The sequence below is a fragment of the Flavobacterium hauense genome (genome assembly GCF_054457175.1).
In genome coordinates, this window is the sequence record NZ_JBTKVX010000013.1 from 18,053 (window position 1) to 38,259 (window position 20,207).

Annotated in this window: 16 protein-coding genes; 6 read left to right on the forward strand and 10 right to left on the reverse strand. The window is 37.0% G+C overall.

The features are described 5' to 3' along the window. Positions 1 to 7: 7 nt before the first annotated feature. Complete coding sequence (locus ACX0HA_RS10840; protein WP_458845303.1) at positions 8 to 3,028, reverse strand: tetratricopeptide repeat protein; 3,021 nt, start codon at positions 3,026 to 3,028, stop codon at positions 8 to 10. A gap of 190 nt (positions 3,029 to 3,218) precedes the next feature. On the opposite strand from ACX0HA_RS10840, the gene ACX0HA_RS10845 reads away from it, so the two are divergent. Next, a complete protein-coding gene (locus tag ACX0HA_RS10845) occupies positions 3,219 to 3,902 on the forward strand; it encodes a cell division ATP-binding protein FtsE (RefSeq protein ID WP_458845304.1) in 684 nt (227 codons plus the stop codon). A gap of 78 nt (positions 3,903 to 3,980) precedes the next feature. Here ACX0HA_RS10845 and ACX0HA_RS10850 read toward each other — a convergent pair whose 3' ends face one another. Both ACX0HA_RS10850 and ACX0HA_RS10855 read right to left on the reverse strand, forming a co-directional pair. Further along, the gene (locus ACX0HA_RS10850) at positions 3,981 to 5,678 is read right to left on the reverse strand and encodes a T9SS type A sorting domain-containing protein (RefSeq protein ID WP_458845305.1); all 1,698 of its coding nucleotides are present in this window, start codon (positions 5,676 to 5,678) and stop codon (positions 3,981 to 3,983) included. Between the two features lie 28 nt (positions 5,679 to 5,706). Further along, the gene (locus ACX0HA_RS10855; RefSeq protein ID WP_458845306.1) at positions 5,707 to 7,008 is read right to left on the reverse strand and encodes an FtsB/FtsL family cell division protein; all 1,302 of its coding nucleotides are present in this window, start codon (positions 7,006 to 7,008) and stop codon (positions 5,707 to 5,709) included. 212 nt (positions 7,009 to 7,220) lie between these two features. On the opposite strand from ACX0HA_RS10855, the gene ACX0HA_RS10860 reads away from it, so the two are divergent. Together ACX0HA_RS10860 and ACX0HA_RS10865 are read left to right on the forward strand one after the other, a co-directional pair. Then, on the forward strand, positions 7,221 to 8,084 hold the full coding sequence (locus ACX0HA_RS10860; RefSeq protein WP_458845307.1) for a glycosyltransferase family 2 protein: 864 nt from the start codon (positions 7,221 to 7,223) through the stop codon (positions 8,082 to 8,084). Positions 8,085 to 8,089: 5 nt separating this feature from the next. Then, the gene (locus ACX0HA_RS10865) at positions 8,090 to 9,013 is read left to right on the forward strand and encodes a glycosyltransferase family 2 protein (protein WP_458845308.1); all 924 of its coding nucleotides are present in this window, start codon (positions 8,090 to 8,092) and stop codon (positions 9,011 to 9,013) included. Here the strand turns inward: ACX0HA_RS10865 and ACX0HA_RS10870 are convergent. Further along, the gene (locus ACX0HA_RS10870) at positions 9,003 to 9,404 is read right to left on the reverse strand and encodes a sugar 3,4-ketoisomerase (protein ID WP_458845309.1); all 402 of its coding nucleotides are present in this window, start codon (positions 9,402 to 9,404) and stop codon (positions 9,003 to 9,005) included. The genes ACX0HA_RS10865 and ACX0HA_RS10870 overlap by 11 nt on opposite strands. Positions 9,405 to 9,409: 5 nt before the next feature. Beyond that, on the reverse strand, positions 9,410 to 10,516 hold the full coding sequence (locus ACX0HA_RS10875; protein ID WP_458845310.1) for a glycosyltransferase: 1,107 nt from the start codon (positions 10,514 to 10,516) through the stop codon (positions 9,410 to 9,412). Positions 10,517 to 10,556: 40 nt separating this feature from the next. Here ACX0HA_RS10875 and ACX0HA_RS10880 point away from each other — a divergent pair, with 40 nt between their 5' ends. Next, complete coding sequence (locus ACX0HA_RS10880) at positions 10,557 to 11,696, forward strand: glycosyltransferase (RefSeq protein ID WP_458845311.1); 1,140 nt, start codon at positions 10,557 to 10,559, stop codon at positions 11,694 to 11,696. A gap of 95 nt (positions 11,697 to 11,791) precedes the next feature. On the opposite strand, the gene ACX0HA_RS10885 is transcribed toward ACX0HA_RS10880, so the two are convergent. Genes ACX0HA_RS10885 through ACX0HA_RS10895 form a run of 3 tightly spaced genes read right to left on the reverse strand, consistent with a single transcriptional unit; the run spans position 11,792 to position 15,011 of the window. Beyond that, the gene (locus ACX0HA_RS10885) at positions 11,792 to 12,532 is read right to left on the reverse strand and encodes an acyltransferase (RefSeq protein WP_458845312.1); all 741 of its coding nucleotides are present in this window, start codon (positions 12,530 to 12,532) and stop codon (positions 11,792 to 11,794) included. Between the two features lie 10 nt (positions 12,533 to 12,542). Beyond that, the gene (locus ACX0HA_RS10890; RefSeq protein WP_458845313.1) at positions 12,543 to 13,997 is read right to left on the reverse strand and encodes an oligosaccharide flippase family protein; all 1,455 of its coding nucleotides are present in this window, start codon (positions 13,995 to 13,997) and stop codon (positions 12,543 to 12,545) included. Positions 13,998 to 14,039: 42 nt separating this feature from the next. Next, on the reverse strand, positions 14,040 to 15,011 hold the full coding sequence (locus ACX0HA_RS10895; RefSeq protein WP_458845314.1) for a GNAT family N-acetyltransferase: 972 nt from the start codon (positions 15,009 to 15,011) through the stop codon (positions 14,040 to 14,042). Positions 15,012 to 15,143: 132 nt separating this feature from the next. On the opposite strand from ACX0HA_RS10895, the gene ACX0HA_RS10900 reads away from it, so the two are divergent. Together ACX0HA_RS10900 and ACX0HA_RS10905 are read left to right on the forward strand one after the other, a co-directional pair. Beyond that, complete coding sequence (locus ACX0HA_RS10900) at positions 15,144 to 18,218, forward strand: T9SS type B sorting domain-containing protein (RefSeq protein WP_458845315.1); 3,075 nt, start codon at positions 15,144 to 15,146, stop codon at positions 18,216 to 18,218. A gap of 38 nt (positions 18,219 to 18,256) precedes the next feature. Next, on the forward strand, positions 18,257 to 18,847 hold the full coding sequence (locus ACX0HA_RS10905) for a hypothetical protein (RefSeq protein ID WP_458845316.1): 591 nt from the start codon (positions 18,257 to 18,259) through the stop codon (positions 18,845 to 18,847). 9 nt (positions 18,848 to 18,856) lie between these two features. On the opposite strand, the gene ACX0HA_RS10910 is transcribed toward ACX0HA_RS10905, so the two are convergent. Together ACX0HA_RS10910 and ACX0HA_RS10915 are read right to left on the reverse strand one after the other, a co-directional pair. Then, positions 18,857 to 19,459, reverse strand: a complete 603-nt coding sequence (locus ACX0HA_RS10910; protein WP_458845317.1) for a trimeric intracellular cation channel family protein — start codon at positions 19,457 to 19,459, stop codon at positions 18,857 to 18,859. Next, positions 19,459 to 20,202 (reverse strand): RDD family protein, encoded by a 744-nt coding sequence (locus ACX0HA_RS10915; protein ID WP_458845318.1) that lies wholly within the window; start codon positions 20,200 to 20,202, stop codon positions 19,459 to 19,461. The genes ACX0HA_RS10910 and ACX0HA_RS10915 overlap by 1 nt, the downstream gene beginning before the upstream one ends. Between the last annotated feature and the right edge of the window lie 5 nt (positions 20,203 to 20,207).

Consider the following 20,207-nt stretch of genomic DNA (forward strand, 5'->3'; position numbering starts at 1 on the left):
GCGCTAATTAATTTTGGATAGATGAATTACGTTTTGCTTCTTCAGCCTTAATGACATCAAGCTCTTTTTGTGCTTCCGCTACCACATCCGGGTAAGAAGTAAAGTTCTTGACAACGCTTTCCAGAATATATGTTGCCTGAAAACTGTCTTTAAGTCCGTAAAAGTTTTTAGCCATTACAACAAGGCCTTTGGCACCAAAATATTTGTAGCCCGAATAATCTTTAGAAAGCTTTTGCACAGCAGTGTTTGAAGCTTCATATTTTCCATCTTTATTTTTAAAGTAAGCATCATAGTACAATGCCTCAGCTGCAAGCTCACCTTTGGCAATGGTCAGCAATTTGGCATAGGCCTCTTTTGCTTTAGCTTCATTATTTGTTTTAATAGCAGAGCGTGCCACAATAATCTGCGCATCACTTTTTACCCTGTCTTCAGTTTTGCTATTTGCCAGTACCTTATCGGCATATATCACTGCGTTGGCAAAATCTTCCTGATCGTAGTAAGCCTTCATCAGGTTAGACTGTGCAAAAGTTACATTTTGTGGGAAGTCTGCTTCGCTTTCAAGACGTTTTAGCACAGGAGTTGCTTTGGCATAATCATTTTTCTTCAGATAGATCTGCGACAATCTCGCTAATGCCTGCTCTGTATATTCACTTCTTGATTTTGCAATTACAAATTCGTAATGAGGGATAGCGTTCGATTCAAGCCCTTCGGCATAATAGGACTGCGCCAGATAGAAGTTAGCCTTAAGCGACGATATTCCGTTAGGGAACTTGGTTACATAACCGCTAAGCGAAGATATGGCCTGCTTGTTGTTATTCTGAAGATATTGCTTTTCGGCAGCTTCAAAGGCTGTGTTATCAAGATCAGCATCGCTGATATCAACAAAACCAAGCGTTTTTACCCATGCCGCATATTCATCTGTACGGCCATTATCAACATAGATAAGTCGTGCTGTCGTAACCGCCTCCATTGCTTCCGGAGTATTAGGGAACTCGGCCACTACTTTCTTGAATTTCGCCAATGCCTGTTCGTCATTTTCAGCATTGTAGTATATCAGCGCCTGGCGCATGATCGCTTTTGACGTATACGAACTTCCTTTGTACTCAGTAACAAGCCTGTCATAGGCAGCAATTGCTTTTTGAGTCTGCTTTTCAGCAACATAGGTATTACCTATTTCATACAAAGCATCATCAGCATATTTTGACTTAGGATAAGTAGCTACGAATTTGGTCAGGTCTTCAATCTTTTTCTCATTCCTTGCCACAAAACCGTAGCTAAGCCCTTTTTGGAAGAATGCATAATCAGCATCAATACCTTTCATGTCGATAGCTTTGTTATACGCCTCCATTGCAGGCCAGTATTTAGCAGTTACAAAGTTGCTATCTCCTAAACGTAAGTAAGCATCATTAAGTCGTACCGCATCACCTTTGGCTGCAGCCGAAGACACATACTCCTGAAAGTATTTAGCCGCATTTTCATATTCTTTCAGCTTGAAATAAGTATAAGCCAAGTTATAGTTATAATTTTTGAATTCCGGAGTATTCTTAGCCTCTGCAGAACCACCAAACTGCTTGTAACTTATCAGTGCTTCGCTAAAAGCATCAAGTACATATTCGGTTTCCGCTTTCCAGTAGGTTGCACGGGCAGTAATCTTCGCATCGCGTGGCTCTGCAATAGATTTTTTGAACATAGCCATGGCATCCTGGTAATTACCGTCGTTAAACAGCTCTGTACCTCTGTAAAAAGTCACTTTTTGGTAGGCAGGCCTGTTTGCAGGAGATTTATCTTTCTCCAGCAATGCCAATGCTTCCTTATAATTCTTTGAAGTTATGTATGAGCTTATAAGCAAAGTCTGCACTTCCTGCTTAAACGGAGTAGCCGGATATTTTTGAAGGAAAGACCCCAGCACTTCAGGAACACTCTGGTAAGGGTTACCTATCTCATAGCTTAATTTTGCATAGTTCAGATAAGCATCCTCCTGAATTTTGGCATCAAACTCCATTTCAGATGCTGTTTTAAATGCATTTAGCGCCTGTTGCTTTTTACCTGTCTTCAGGTAGCTTTCCCCTAAATGGTAATAGGCATTTTGGGCAACAAAGTCGTTGCCTTCAATAATCTTATTGAACTGAGCAATAGCATTTTCATAATCCCCCTGCTTGTAGTAAGCATAACCTAACTGGTAAAAATCGGTATTGTTCCATTTTCCTTTTTTTCCATGGTAATCTTTAAGGTAAGGTATCGCCTTGTCATATTTGCCAAGGTTAAAATAGCTCTCCCCTATAATCTTGTTAAGTTCTGACTTCTCATTAGCATCCGACTTCGGCAATTGAGGCACACCAAGGTCTATTGCCTTTTGGAAGTTCCCCAGCTTAAAATTCATGTCGGCCTGAAAGTATGACATTTTTTCTTTGTACTTATCCTTCTCCTCAACCTGATCAAAAAGCTGACTTGCCTTTTTGTAGTCATCACTTTCGTATGACATGAAACCAAGGTAATATTTGGCCTGTGAGCCATATTCCTTAGAATTAATAACTTTGTTCAGGTACTTGTCTGCCTGTTTTTTATCACCTGCACTAAAGTAGCTGTACCCTTTCTGGAAGTTGTAGCGATCCCTGTCCGCAACACTCATATTGGTTTCATCAACTTTATCATACCATTCCAGCGCCTGAGGGTATTTCCCTTGGCTGAAATAATAACCGGCAACCTCAACAAAAGCCTGGTTCTGCTTAGTACTAGTAGGATAGTCTTCTACAAAGTTCTCCATAAGCATATCGGCATCCATCTGATCAAGCCTTATGGCGCAATTGGCTATGTAATAAGCACAGTCGGCCTGCACTTCTGTTTCCTGGTTTTCGCCCTTTGCTTTTTCAAAAAGTATTTGTGCAGCCTGATATTGCTTATCATTATAAAGCGTTACAGCCCTGTCGAAATCCCTTAATTGGTGTGTATAAATAGATGATTGTTGTGCCGAAAGGCTTAAGCCCCAAAGCGGTACAGAAAATAGGAGTAGCCTGTTTAGTCTGCGCATGTGTGTTGTGTTTTTTAGGTAAGCCAAATATATCAATTCTTATTCTATTTTAACGGATGTTATTATGCTTTAGTATCGTTTTAAGAAAATCATAACAGCACGAAATCTGATATGAATCGGGCTGCCTGAAATAAAATTTTGAATAGCCGCGTTATCTTATTACTTTTACCAAAACAAACACCACAAACATATGTCCCAGCCAGTATTGTCGTTACAAGACGTTACCATCTACCAGGATCACAATGCCGTATTATCAGATATTAACCTTGAGGTCAATCATGGTGAATTCATCTATATAATAGGTAAAACAGGATCGGGTAAAAGTAGTTTGATGAAAACGCTTTATGCCGACCTCAAGCTGAAAGATGGCGAAGGCACGTTTGTAGACTATGACCTAAAGACATTAAGAGAAAGGGATATCCCATACCTGAGAAGGAAAATCGGAATTGTTTTCCAGGACTTTAAACTGCTTCCGGACAGAAGCGTTAGCGAAAACCTGCTTTTTGTACTTAAAGCCACAGGCTGGAGCGAAACTCAGGAAATGGAAGTCAAAATAAATGAAGTACTTGAAAAAGTAGGTATGAAAAACGCAGCCAATAAAATGCCGCACCAGCTATCAGGTGGTGAGCAGCAAAGGATTGCCGTGGCACGTGCACTATTAAACGATGCCGATGTCATCCTTGCCGATGAGCCTACAGGAAACCTTGATCCGCAAACCAGCGTAGAGGTTATGCAGTTGCTTCGTGAGATCAACCAAAATGGAAAGACCATCATTATGGCTACGCACGACTATGCCCTATTAATGAAGTTTCCGAGCAAAACACTTAAATGCGAAAATGGGACTTTATTTGAGGTTGTTCAAAGGACGGTTTAACACCGATTATTCGATTTTTGGATATTTAGAAATATAAAAAGGCTGCCAATTGGCAGCCTTTTGTTTTATACAAATAAACTACTCTTTTATGAGCTTCTTCATTTCCATTTCGCCATCTGCTGTTATGATGTTTATTAGATAAATACCTTTACGATAACTACTTACATTTAAATCATACGAATTAGACTTAATATCTCCCTGAAACAATGTAAAACCATCTAAAGATGTAACTGTAATGCTTTGCATCTCTTTATCTGAAGCTATTGTAACACTTGTAACAGCTGGATTAGGATATAAAGTGAACAATTCTTTTTCTTCTTCAATAGAAGCAGTTCTCATAGTTTCATCTTCACCCGAAGTTCTCAAACCTACAAATTCATCAGAGCAGCCTTGAATATACGCCCTGAATACTGAACCATTAGCACTCGAAAATCCATGCTTAAAAACGATATCTTCTTCCGCATGATAAATACCAATGGCTCCGTTGTTGATGACATTTGATGCCGTAATAGTGTTTGATGCCTGACGGTTATCCTGGGATGGAGCTAAAACATCATGGGTAGTAGATGTCAATACTAAATCTGAAGGACAGGCATCCTGCCAATGTACTAATTGAGGCAATCCTCCGCATCTATGGTTCGGAGGAGAACTGGATGAACCACTCAGAGTCAAAAAGTTATTAATAAAATCAGGATTACTAGCATTATCAGGATTGTTTATAATACACATTTTCTTAGTATTCATTTTTGCCATATATATCTTATTGTCTATACCTAATTGAAGTGCTCCCGGATTAGTATTACCATCTGTATTTATTACAGATAAAAAACTATAGCCAGTAGATGTTGTCATTATATAAAGATTTCTTGGCCAACTTGCATCTGACATGGTTGCAAAATATATATTATTACTGTTAGGAGAAAATTCTATTCCATAAGGATTTTGATTAACCTTTATAGTTTTTATATTTGTAACCTGACCAGTTACATTATTAAATATCCCAGTTACAACTCCTCCATAGGGAGGATCGTTTATATCAATATTATTTTGGTAAGCGATTGCAACCCTCTGAGAATTAGGACTAATCTTCATATGGCCTGACGCCATTGATCCACTTCTATCTGTTGTTGGAAGTATTTCAATAGGACTAACTGTAGAATTACTAAGTGATATACCTGATGAAGTAGCAATATAAGAATATATATAATTTTTCACACATACAACAACCCAATAATCTACACCATTTGCGTGTTTTGTACTAGTAAGTTTTTCCGAACCATTATTATAACTTTCATTAATATCAACTCCATTGTGATCTTTTAAAACCGTATTTCTTGAGGAAAGAACAACTTGTCCCAGACCGTTCGACATATCGACTTCTGAGTATCGTAAGCCTTTTTTGAATCCAGTATTTCCGTCAATATAAATCACATAATACATTTTATTATGACCCGGTTTTGGAACAATGATAACACCTTGTGTATTTGATATTGAACTTATTAATGTATTATTACCATTTAGCATAGGAACATGATTTTTATTCCAAACAGTCATGCCATTAGAATAAAATAATAGATTCCCATTTTCATCCGAAACTGACGCACAGCCTTCCCAAATGTTCATTTGGCTACCAGTTAATGATGTTACAGTTGTAGGATTTCCTGAAAATCTTAACCAATCATAATCTCCAAAAAGCCAGTTTGAATTGCGTAAATCCTGCCCAAAGCCATTAAAGCCTATGAGCAAAAACATTATATATAAATATACGTTTTTCATAATTTTAAAATTTAGATTAAACGTATAATTATTGTTTAGCCACTAAAGCTTTTACAGCCGCTTTTAGTTCGTCAATTTCTTTTTGCTGTTGCTCTAACTGCGATTTTTGAGTTTCAATCTGTTTGTTTTGCTGGATAGCATACAATGTAAGTTCCTCAATTTTTTCCTGCTGTATGTTTGCCATTTGGCCAAGCTCAATCCCATCTTCTTTTACTCTTTGTGCAGAAGGTACATTCGGCAGGTGGCCGTTATCAGCTATATACTTTTCTACTTCGTTTAGTGTTGGAAGTTTGTAATCATCTGCAAAAACATAATCAGCCCAACCGGTTGCCAGGTGAACTCTAACTTCTTCTGTTAGAATACCTCCTTTTACAAACAATTTATACCCCCCCACCGGTATACTGCCTGCATTTGCAGGAAAACTATTCATGCCACCAATACCTACCTTTCCTGTAGAAAAATCACCATAAACAAGAGGTGCCGATGTAGATGTATTAGCAAGATATAATTTATTGCTTCCTGTTTCAAATTTACCTGATTCAAAACCGACAAAAACATTAGCTCCCCCACTAGTATTATTACTTCCGGCTCCGGCTCCTAAATAAACATTTTTGCCAATAGTTGAATTACTTGAGTAGCCAGAATTAAATCCCAAATGTACATTATAGCTTCCGGTAGTATTTGCATTACCTGAACCATTTCCATAAAATGCATTTGCTGCACCCTGGGTATTAGAAACACCTGAATAAGTTCCTGAAAAAACATTATCGGAACCTGTACTGTTAGCATGACCACTTCCAGAACCGATAAATATATTACTACCCCCAGTAGTTGTATTATAGCCAGACTGGTATCCATAAAAACAATTATTAGAAGCGGTATTTTTAAATCCACAATTGTATCCTGTAAATGTATTATTGCCTCCGGAAACATTACTGTTACCAGCAGCATATCCTGTAAAAACGTTGTACTCGCCACTTGTATTTTTTGCACCTGCTATAGCTCCTAAAAACACATTCTTGTCGGCATTATAATTGAGTATACCTGCCTGGAAACCTAAAAAAGTATTATTTGAACCATTGTAATTAGCTTTTCCTGCCTGATAACCTACAAAGGAGTTGTTTGAAGGAATTATTCCAACTACTATTCCTGTTGGGTTTGGATTACCAGAGCTTGCATTACCTGCCTGATAGCCTATATGTACATTTGGCCCAAAGAGCTGCCCACTCTCTTCTCCATGGGTCGTTTTTGTAGTTGTAGCTGTTGTTTGCGCATTGATGTGAGGAACTGCAAAAAGCAGCATACCTGAAATAAAAAGTTTTGTTTTCATAATTTAAATAATTGGTTTACAACTACAAATCTACAGGATATTAACTTTAAATTAACAAGTAAAAGTTAATGTTGTGTTAAAATTTAAGTCAGAAAATAATTACATTTAGTTGAGATTTAATTTAAAATTAAATAATAAATATTTTCTTTGTGTAAATTTGAGAGTTTATAAAATCCAGATATATCTTATTACATTTGTAACAAATAACCCTTATGCTTTCCATTCTCATTCCTACATACAATTACAATGTAAATTCACTTGTAACTAAGCTATACAACCAATGTATAGAAGAAAGTATTGTCTTCGAGATAATTGTACTGGATGATGCTTCAACAGAATACTTTTTACCTGAGATAACAAGTGAAAACATAATTTACCTAAAAAACGAAAAAAATCTGGGGCGTACCCTTACCCGTAAAAAACTTGCAGAAGCCGCCCGCTATGATTCACTATTATTTTTAGATTCTGACGTAATTCCAGTATCGCCTGATTTTATTAAAAACTACATTCTTACTATCACCAACGATGTCGTATTAGGAGGTGTTGCTTATATTGATGAAACTCCTGAAGCAAACAAAGAATTACGTCATAAATACGGACGCCTAAGGGAAGAAGTAACCGCCATAGAGAGAACTAAAAATCCTTATGGGGCTATTTTATCAGGTAACCTGATGATTAAAAAAGACATATTCCTTAAATATAATTACCCGCAAAGCCACAACCTTTATGGGATGGATATATATTTTAGCTACCAACTTTATAAAAATAATGTAGCTATTGTGCATATAGATAATCCGGTATACCATTTAGGGCTGGAAGATAATGATGTGTTTTTTAAAAAATCCTTACAGGCCGTTGAAAGCAGAAAGCAATTTCTTGCCAACGCTGATGGTATAGAGAATATAAACGGGTTATTGAAACATTACAAAAAACTAAAAAAATACAGACTTACAGGATTAGTATCTCTTGGCTTTAAAATAACCGAACCATTACTCCGAAAAATGATCCTGAAAAAAGACCCAAATCTTTTTTGCCTTGATATTTACAGGCTTGGTTATATTTGTACACTTAAATAACACTTATGCCCTTCTTCTCAGTAGTAATACCGCTGTACAATAAAGAAAATTATATTGCTGCTACGCTACAAAGTGTTTTAGCACAAACTTTTACTGACTTCGAGATTATTATTATCAATGATGTTTCGACAGACAACAGCCTTTCTATTGCGCAAGCCGTTTACGATAGCAGAATTCGTATTGTGAACCATGAGAAAAACAGCGGCCTTTCTGCTTCCAGGAATACAGGAATAAAAAATGCGACTGCTGATTACGTTGCCTTCCTGGATGCCGACGACCTTTGGAAACCTCAATTTTTAGAGAAAATTCATCAGCTCATTATAAATTACCCTGAAGCCGATATTTATGGATCAAATTACTGCGAAGTTTATCCAAACAATGTAATAATTAAACATCCTACCGGACTGAAAACAGGATTGATTGACAATTTTTTCAAATCAGGAATCCACAAACATATTTATTGCTATTCAAGCATAAGTTTCAAAAAAAATATTTTTGAGAAAGTAGGCTACTTCAAAGAAGAAATTAACATGGGCGAAGATATTGACTTTAATGTTAAGGCCAACCTCACAGGAGTATTAGCCTACATTGATGAGCCATTGGCAGATATCACAATGTTTTCAGAGAATCAGATTACCCATTCATCCCTTAAGGGGAAAACAATCATTGATCACGACTATTATGAAAAGTCAAATCCTGAAAATGCAGCTCTAAAAAAATATCTGGATTTTCACAGGTACACAATGGCAAACAGATATAAGCTCGCCGGTGACGTTGCTAACTACCAAAAGATGCTAAAAGCAATACAGCTCAGCAATTTGAATTATAAACAAACAGTATTACTGTATGCCCCTGTATTTCTATTAAAATTCATAAAAAAAATGAAGACTGTCCTTATCAGAAAAGGGATTAATCCAACTACTTATTAGCTTTTACATATTCAAGGTAGTCACTGTAGTTTCTTATATAGTCACTTTCATCATATACATCAGAAGCCAGTACCATACACACAGTTCCCTGCGAAAAATTAGAGAGTTCACCCCATAAACCCGGGTTTACAAGCAAACCCTTATCCGGAGAATCCAGTTTTATAATTTCCTTATTTGTGCCGTCTGTTACTGTAAAATCAAAACTACCTGAAACCGCTATCAAAAACTGTTTTAGTTCTTTATGAGCATGTTCTCCCCTTTTGGAATCCCCCAAAATATTATACAGATAAAATATTCTCTTAGGCTCAAAAGGCATTGTACCCTTCTCTATAACTCCCACATTTCCGGTATAATCCTCAAACTTAGGGATGTTTATGATCTGTATATCCATTATATTTATTTAACATCAATTTTAAGGAATTTCAGCCAATCCCGGCCTATTTTTTCCAAAGAAAATTTAGCAATACTTGCTTTTGCATTTTGTTTGCATTTTGCATACAGCTCCTTATCATTAAACATCAGGTTAATTCCTTCGACAAGCTTCTCAATATCCTGATCTTCTATAAGTAATCCATTTTCTTTATCGTCAATTATCTCTGACGGTCCTGTAAAACAATCAAAAGAGACAACAGGTGTACCACAAGCCAAAGATTCAAGCAGTACCATTGGCAAACCTTCATTCCTACTTGTTAACACGTAAAATAAGGCATTTCGCATATAAACATACGGATTTTCCTGAAACCCTTTAAAAACAACTTTATCTTCGACACCATTTTTTCTGGCAAGCTGCTGAAGACTTTCCTGTAAGCTCCCCTGACCTAAAATAAGCAGTTTTATATTATTTTCAGGCAAAACAGAGTTCGCAAACGCCTTAATTAAAATATCGAACTGCTTTACATTATTCTTGCGCATACTACCCGCTGCAACAATGTAATCAAATGCCGTCTCAAATGTCTCTTCAGACCTTCTCTGGATAAAATCAAGATCAATCGGATTATAGATATTCACTACATTTTTCAACCCATACAGGCCCTCAATGCGGTTTTTCATTTTATCTGTAATACTCACAACTCCATACGCATTACTGTAAATCAGTCTTACCAGCCAGGATTGTGTTGGCATATACCATTCTAAAATCCCACTATGGATAGTATATATTGTGGGAGCGGTATAAATAAACCTGGAAATCAAAAGATCCTGAAAATACTTTCTTCGCATCCTGAAGTCAATTATATAATCAAACTGCTGTTCTTTTATATACCTGCGAAGTACCCGGAAACGCTTCAGTTTATTAATAAAGCCATTCTTCTCATCCTTAAACAATCCTAAATTGAGCAGTTGCCCTGAAAACGGATAGCTAATTTTATCCTGAACCACTACATTATGTACTTCTATGCCTTTAGCATCAAAATATTGTGAGAGAAAAGCATGTACACGTTCAGCTCCCCCGCCAGATAAGGTTTCGCCAATAAGACAAATTTTTGTTTTCGGAATATGGCGCATGAACTATATTTGCTACTTTCGTCAAATATAAAAAAATCTTATGAGAATATTGCTTTTAGGGGAGTACAGCAGATTTCACAATTCACTAAAAGAAGGATTAGTCCAACTTGGACATGAGGTCGTTATCCTAAGCGATAATGATTTCAAAAACTACCCTGCCGATATTTTCCTGTATGCCAGTCTGTTTAAGGACAATTATATTCTGAATAAAATAAGGCAGGCAGTATACAGGCTTTTAAAATTTGATCTTGCCCATTTAGAGATAGCACTAAAATTTTATAGTAAACGAAAACAATTAGCCGGCTTTGACGTTGTACAGCTTATCAATGAATATCCGCTGCACTGCGCCCCGTCTATAGAACCCAAATTACTCTCTTACATCTTTAAGCATAACAAAAAAAGCTATCTTTCTTCGTGTGGAGACGATTATGTATGCGTTAGCTATATGCTTGCTGACAAGTTTAAATACTCTGTTCTAACGCCGTGCGAGATCCATCCGGATGCAAGGCATTGCGAATTTACAATGATGTATGTAAGTAAACCGTTTAAGAAACTCCATGAATTTGTCTACAAACATATTGAGAAGGTTATCGCAGGAAATATGGATTATGCCATTCCCTTACAGGGGCATCCAAAATATGCAGGCCTTATACCTTTCCCAATTAACACCGAAAATTTAAAAGTAATTGATATTCCGTCTCCCGTGACTTCCAGAATCGTTATTTTTCACGGTATTAATAAGGTCAACTATTACAAAAAAGGGAATGACTTCTTTGAAAAAGCTCTTGATGTTATTGCAGAAAAATATGGAGACCGTGTAGAAATAATTACTACCAGGTCTGTTCCTTACGACACTTATGTTACATTATATAATAAATGCCACATCCTTTTAGACCAGGTATACTCCTATGATAAGGGTTATAATGCACTTGAAGCGATGGCAAAAGGAAAGGTGGTTTTTTCAGGAAACGAGCTTGAAGTTAATGAGCACTTTAATATTACTGATAGAGTAGCAATAAATGCTCTGCCTGATGTTGATTCGCTTGTTAATGAATTATCCTATCTTATTGAAAATCCTGATGAAATTGTTGCAATAGGCAAGAGAGCACGTGCTTTTATAGAAAAGGAACACGATTATATAAAAGTTGCTAACGAATATCTTGAAAAGTGGAATAAATAAAAATCCGGGCGATGCCCGGATTTAAGGTATTAATTTTTCACCAATTTCTTGGTGATAGTTTCTCCTTTTAAAGTCGTAACATTCAGCATCGAAAATTACTTCAATATTTTGAGCAACTCATCCAAAAGATTTCTTTCGGTATTCCAGTCTCTGGTAATATTGTTTTTTAAGAGTTTTGCAGGAATTCCCCCTATAAGCGAATTTTCGCCAAACTCCCTATAATCTTTATTACAAAGCGTGTTCGATGCAATAGTGCAATAATTGGGTGTATGGGTATTTTGCATTATAGAAACCCTGTTACTGATATAATTATAATCGCCTATGATTATAGGTGCAGAGAGTGGAAATTTTTCTCCTGTAACGGCATCCCTCATTTGATGAAAATTAGTATCTATAATCTGGGATTCAGAACCTAATCTCGCATAATTTCCAAGAATAATTTTATTGGTACATACAACTTTACCTGAGGTACCCAGTGATGACATATGACCAAACTCAGCATATGCACCTTTCCCTACATAAATAAAATAATCTTTAGCAAACTGTACATAGCCTTTAAATACTATCTTGCCTCTTAATACGATTTCTGCTGTTCCCTTATGCACAGTATTAAATTCATAAGGCTGCCCAAAACCGATCATAGCAGTCTCAATAGGCGCATCGATTTCAATCTCTCCCCTTATATCACTTAGTTTTACTCTGCCATAAATAAAAACAGGAAGCTTTTTTGCCGTTTCAAAAGGGAACTTATTAAAGTTAAAATAAATAGTTTTTATCCAGTTTATTTTTCTGAATATCTTTCGTTTACGATAGATTTTTCTAAGGAAAACATACATACCTGTCCGTTTACTTTCTTATTTTATTTTTAATCTTTGTAAAGATACTTTTTAAATCTACTCTTCTGCCAATCTCTTTAAATGAAAATATGACTGAAACAAGAAATAGTACAAAAAAGGCCGACAATTTGAATATAATCCAGGACACTTGATTCAATAAAACTGAAATCAGGCACAGCACAAGACCAATTACAAATATTTTATAAAACTCTTTTGACAATCTCATCTTGTACCTGTAATAGGTAATACAATAAATTGAAAGAAAATGCAATATGAAATAACTCAATAAGCCCATACCCAATCCTTTAAGCCCATGTAAGTGATAGCCACCTAAACATAAAACAAGATATAACAGGCTAAATATAAATGATGTCTTTACAAATACCTTTGAATCAGCCTTAGCAATTATCACATACCCCATTGACCATGAAACAGCTTTAAAGAACATACCTAATACAAACCAGGAAGCCATAGCCATACAACCATTAAAACGTTCGGAAAATAGTAGATGTACAATATGCTCTCCTCCTCCTAAAAATAAAATGATTATTGGTAATATAATGAGCATTGACAATATAGCCTGTTGATTAACAGCATTGCTAATCTTTGCATTATCATTTCCTATAGCCGCCAGCCTCGGATAATACTCTGTACTCATTGCATTAAATACTATACCAACATATGAATTTACAAGGAGAAGGCCTACATTAAAAAAACCAACCTGCTCGAGTCCGCCGTGTCTGTTTATAAACAATTGAATCAAATAATTTGATAACACAGGCAGGAAAGCATTAACCGATAATAATCCTCCAAAAAAAATAATTTCTTTCCCTTCAACAACCGATTTTTTGAAGGAAATCTTAGGTATTGGGATATTAGCTTTTCTATAATAAAGGGTCGAGAATATCAGGCTGATCACTGATGATAAAATGATTGAAGGAACAATAGCATTTATCTTAAAAAAAACAAATAATGGCAGTGTGATCAATAATCCTATCAGGTTACCCCATAAATTTGCTTCAGCCAAAAACCTTAACTTAGATATACCCTGTAAAATAGCATTTTGTGAACTTGTAACCTGCCTGAATAAAACAGATATCGACATAAGTACAAATGCCACAATCTGGCTTGAATCTCCGAAAGTCCATTTACTTAACAGCGGCGATAAAAGCAACACAGTCACGCTGCCTAAAATACCCGTAATGATTGCGAGCCGGAGTAATATTGCTGTGTACTCCCCTGTTTTAGAAATATTATTGACCGAATTACTTTCTGCTATTTTCTTAACTCCGCTTACTTCCAGACTAAAGCCTGTTGCCTGCCTCACAAGATCTACAGTAGAATTTAAAAGACCGAAAATACCATATCCGGCAGGACCTATTAATACTGCAAGAAATTTAGACCGCACAACAGATATTAAGAGATTGGACAGCTGTACCACTCCAAATAATGATGCAGATTTCAATATCTTGTGGTATGAACTATTAGCTTCAGACATCAGCCTTTATTAAATTAAAACGTTATCCAACAGTTTATAATTAGCCGTTTCGACCACATAAAAATCCTGAATTATGGTACGTGCCCCAAAACCCTCTTTCCAAAACATAAGGCCTTCATTAAGTTTAGTACCCTGAGCTTCATTCGAAGTACCCAAATCAAAAAAACGCTTGTCTATAAAAGCTTTGTTAATAAGGTAGTCATATAAAAAATCGAGCGCACCAAGATCGTTATATTCTTCCTTACCGGATATATATTGCATGTGGGCTACAGTATCTGTTATAAATACCGTTGTACCGGCTACGATCAAGCCGTCTTTATATACACTGAACTGTTTTATGTTGTCAGGAAATTTTTGATGCAGTAAGGTAATCTCTTCTATAGTGTGTACAGGATTGGCATTATGTTTTTTTAGCAGGTTAGGAATAAGCACTTCTTCCCAAAACGGCCTGAAGTCTGTCTCTTCTTTAATAATATAGTTATTTTCCTTCCCTTTTTTAATAGTACGTTTTCTCAATGTGGAAAAAGGAATCCTGTTCTTTTGATCCACAACCGCAAGGCTGTCTTTACGGTTAATTGAAGCCCCGGCCACAAATAAAGCATAGCTGAATTCATCGGCAGGGTATTTATGATAAATGGAAGGTATAAGTTTTACATGCAGGTTTTCAATGGCATTCTCATGCAGGTATGCCAATATAGCCCCGAAAACCCTTATAATATCCGTCAGTTTTGCTTTTTCAGAATATAGCAGCCCTCCATAAGTAAGACCGAAATGGGAATATAAATCACTCCCTGTTTTATGTGCAGGCAATACCGCAATAAGCTTGTCTTCATTAAACACCATTAACGAATAATCCTCAAAGCGGTCGCGATGATATTCCATAAAGTCACGATGAAAAAGGAATGTTCCGTTTTTAGACTTCGCTATAAAGCCATTCCATTGATTCAGGTTTTCTTTTACATATCGCTTTATGCTATACATCCGCTGCTTATTATTTCGTAAAAATAGGAAATTATTTAACGATACTCTCTTAAAGATATTTCATAAGCATTGTTTATGCTAAAAAATTGGGTGTTATCAAATATTTGTTAATTTTAAACAAAAAATAATGCTGTGAAAATAAGACTACTAGTATTTTTTACATTTTTAATCATTCAATCAACATATAGTCAGGTTGACATTTCCCTGTACGAACAATTTAACGGCAGATACGATTTTACTTTTGTTGGAAACACCCTTAATCCTGCCGAAAATAACCTGGAACCCATTGGAGTTTGTGCCATAAACACCTCATCGTCGGCAAACATGAACCTACAGGCAGGACAAACCGTAGTGGCAGCCTATTTGTATTGGGCGGGATCGGGTACAGGAGATTTAAATATAAAACTAAATGGAAATGATATAACCGCTGAACGTATATTCCCTCTTATCGCTATAACTCTTGATGATATTCCGCGTCCCTATTTTAGTGCCTTTGCCGATGTTACTGCTTTAGTGCAGGCGACCGGAAATGCTACGTACACCTTGTCAGAGCTCGATTTGACTGCTGTGGTAATAGATGAAATGTATTGTAGTAACAAGACTAATTTTGGAGGATGGGCCATAGCAATCGTATACGAAGACAGTACCCTTCCATTAAATCAACTGAACGTATACGATGGCATGCAGTATGTGCCCAATGCAATATCCATAACACTGCCAAGCCTTAATGTTGTAGATAACGACGGGGCAAAAATAGGCTTCATGGCTTGGGAGGGGGATTCTGCCCTTGCTATAAGCGAAAGCCTTACAATCAATGGTTCCGTACTGAGTAATGCCCTTAACCCTCCTACAAATGCTTTTAACAGTACTAATAGCGTTACAGGAGCTACCAACTTGTACAATATGGATCTTGACATCTATAATATCGAAAACTATATCGCACCCGGCGATGAAACAGCTGAAATAGAACTATCATCAGGACGGGATTTTGTAATGGTAAACTGTATCGTTACTAAGCTTAACAGCGAACTTCCTGATGCTACTATAACCATAGACGATGAATTTAAAGACTGTGCCGCGCAAACGCTTCAGGTAAGCTATACTGTTCATAACGATAACAGTACTGCCCCACTGCCTGCCGGGACTATCGTAGCGGTTTATTTTAACGGAGACCTGCTTACAACTTTTACCACCCAGAATGAATTACAAATAAATGGCAGCGAAAGCGGAACACTGTTGCTGCCGCTCCCTACAGGCCTTACCGGTGAAGTACAGCTGCTTTTTATAGTAGACGACGATGGTACAGGTACAGGGGCCGTGAAAGAGACTAACGAAAGCAATAACTGGTTTGAATGGAATACAATCCTATGGGCACTTGACCCTATAAGTCCACAGGATATAACCGTTTGCGAGACTGCCAGCAATACAAATGTGGGAATCTTTGATTTTTCCGGCTATGAAGAGTCATTAAAAAGTGACCCTGCACAAACCGTTACCTTTTACCACACCCAGACAGGCGCACAGACACAGGACACAAATGACCGGATTACAGATACTTCAAACTATCTGAGTACTTCAAACCCTGAAACTATATATGTAAGACTGGACGATCCTAATGGATGTTCTACCATCGCATCTTTCGATCTGATTGCCATAGACTGTACTTTCCCTGATGGAACCATAATAATCAATACTATGAATAGCAGCTGCGACTCGAGGGTAATCCAGGTAAACTATACGGTAAACAATTTTGATTGTTCTGATATACTTCCGGCAAATACACCTATCGCCATTTATGCAAACGGGGTATTGGTTGCTACCACTACTACGACAGCCGACATTCCTATCGACGGAAGCCTTACTGCTTCTATAACTATAACCATGCTTGCAAATGTCCCTCCTATCTTCAATCTTACTTTTGTGGTAGACGATATTGGCAACGGCAGTGGTATTGTGATCGAAACTGATGAAACGAACAATAGCTTTACCTCACAATTTACGTTTTGGGTATCACCTGTATTGGTTCAGCCTGAGGATATAGAAGGCTGTGAAACATTTAACGGTTCCGGTATTGGCGAGTTTGATTTCTCGGCATACGCCGAATCGCTTAAGGCATCTCCTACTGATAGTGTTACTTTCCATATCTCACAAGGCGACGCAGACAGCGGTAGCAACCCTGTTAACCCTGATAGTTATAATGCAGTACATAATACCGAAATTTATGTTCGCCTTACCGATGCCAACGGCTGTTATGATACCGCTTCATTTACGCTTATTATTATCGACTGCTATTTTCCTGATGCTACTGTGGCTATAGACGATGTATACAAACAATGTAATTCGCGCGTGCTGCACATACATTATACCGTAGGAAACTTTAACGGTACCGATGTGCTGCCTGCTAATACCCCTGTAGCTATATATGCCGATGGCACGCTGCTTACTGTTGTACATACCATTAATACGCTTGAGATTGGCGAAAGCGAACCCGGCTTCATTGAAGTTACTGTACCTATAGGCATACCGCTTGACTTTGAATTAAAATTTACTGCCGATGATACAGGCAATGGTAGCGGTATTGTAATTGAAACCGATGAGACTAATAATGATTTTGCCCAACCTGAGAATCTTCCGCTATCGCCGGTACTTATACAGCCTGATGACATTGAAGAGTGCGACTCCGGTTTTGGCAATGCAACATTTGACTTTTCGGGTTATGCGCAATCACTTAAGAACTATCCTAACGAAGAAGTTACCTTCTATAGATCTCAGCCCGATGCCGACCAGGATTTTAACCCTATATACAATACTTCAAACTATAAAATTGAGCAAAACCCTACGCGTATTTACGTCCGCCTTTTCAACGGAACCTGCCATACAACAGCTTCATTCCTGCTAAAAACCAAAAAATGTAAGCCAACAACCCACAATTATGTCACACCAAATGGTGACGGGCTTAATGACAGCTTCTTTGTAGAAGGCCTGCGTAATGTATTCCTGAACTTCAAAATGACAATTTACAACCGTTGGGGTACATTGGTATGGACAGGAAACCATAATACTGCTGACTGGGATGCTATAGCTGATGTTTCTAAAATAGGATCTGAAAAAACCGAAGTACCCGTAGGCACTTATTATTTTGTATTGGAATTGAACGACCCGGATTTCCCTGAGCCAATTGTGGGATGGGTATATGTAACGAAGTAAATATTACAACACTATATTTTTAATACATTTAATGATTAATGAGCGAAGAAGATAGTATTTGGAAATCATTTGCAAGCCAAATAAATGGAAACTATATTGAACAGCATTATTGGCATTCCGATAAAACTGAAATAACTTATAATAACTGGAAAATTACATTTGACAATTATACTGAATACAGAACTGTAGCTAATAGCGATGTACAACAAACTTACACAAGAGTGACAGCTCCATATATCACTATTGATGGTTTTAAATTTAAAATTGCCCGAAAAAGCATTATAAGTTCGATAGTTAAATTATTTGGAGGACAAGATATTGAGATTGGTGATGTTATTTTTGATCAAAATTTTGTAATTAAAAGCAATAATCCTTCACAAGTAAATGCATTACTAAAAAATAATGAAATTAGAAGGTGGATTGAAGAACAGCCTAAAATAAATCTTGAAATCTCAAATCAAAAAGGTATTTGGGAAGACAAATTACCAGATAAGGAATTAGAGCTTTCCTTTTTTGTAGAGGGAAGAATAAAGGATATAGATAGACTCAAATCAATTTATAAGCTTTTCACAGTACTTTTAAATCAGCTTTATGAAATTGGTTCAATTATTCCAAAACCAAATTTATAAACTATATTATCAACCTCTATCAAGAGGCGGCAGCGACCATTTATAATTTACCGCCAAAAGCCTGATAGCTATAATAATACCCGATACGGCAAGGTAAAGTATATCCTGTGGCACATTCAACTTACGGAAGAGGAAGAAAAAGCATCCTCCAATAATGCATATTGTAGCATAGATCTCTTTCCTGAATATTACAGGTATCTCGTTGCAAAGTATATCCCGGAGAACGCCGCCAAAACAAGCTGTCATGGTTCCCAACGCTATGCATATTACCGGATGCAGTCCTGTATCTATCCCCTTTTCAAGACCGATGAGTGTAAATACTCCCAACCCTATGGTATCAAACAGAAAAAGCGACACTCTTAGTTTGTCAAGTTTTCTCCTGAATATAAGTGTGATGAAAAAGCCTGCAATTATTACATATACATAATCAAGGTTTTTCATCCAGCCAACAGGTGTATTGCCTATCAGCACATCGCGCAGGGTACCGCCGCCAACCGCCGTTACAAAGGCAATGACAAACACTCCGAAAGGGTCCATTCTTTTATTAATAGCCGTTAGTGCACCTGATATGGCAAATGCCATAGTACCTAGAATATCAAGAATATCAAACATTACATTTTCTGGGTATAGTAATTATAATCGTGAAGTACAGAATCTACAAAAGCCATTGAGTTATAGGAGACCGATTTAATACCTGTAACACTTTCTATTTTGGCCTGTAGCTTATCTATCATGGCGTAGTCAGCATTTTTAACGCTTGCTTCAAATGTTTCCTTGATAATACGAACATCATTGTCACTAAGCTTAATCACCAGCGGATAAACAGGAACATAATTATCACGTACTTCTTTAAGAATCGTGTGATCTATACTAATATCATTCTTAAGCAAAATAACAGCCGTTCCCGCTGCCATATCACCCAGGCGCTGTCTTTTTTTATTATTGGCCATAGCTATGATACCTATCAGTCCTCCACCAATTAATATATCAACCAGGCGCATTAGCCATCGCATAAGATAATCACCAAATGATGCCTGGTAGCCATCGATCTTGATAACCTTAATCTTCAGCAGCTTTTTACCCGGTGTCTGTCCTTCAAACAGGCTCTCGAACAGCAACGTATAAAAAATCACCGGCAGGTAAGCGATCAGATATATGGTGCCTGCCTCCCATTGATCCAGATTTGCCATGTAATTTTCAAGTCCCATAAGTTCTAAAACCAGATAAGTAAATAAAAGAGCATAGGCCCCTTTTATCAAATTGTCAATTATATGGGCTGATATACGATTACCAACATGGGCCGCAGTGAAATTAATGTTCACATTTTGTGTAGTCGTTATGGATAATTCTGACATATTTT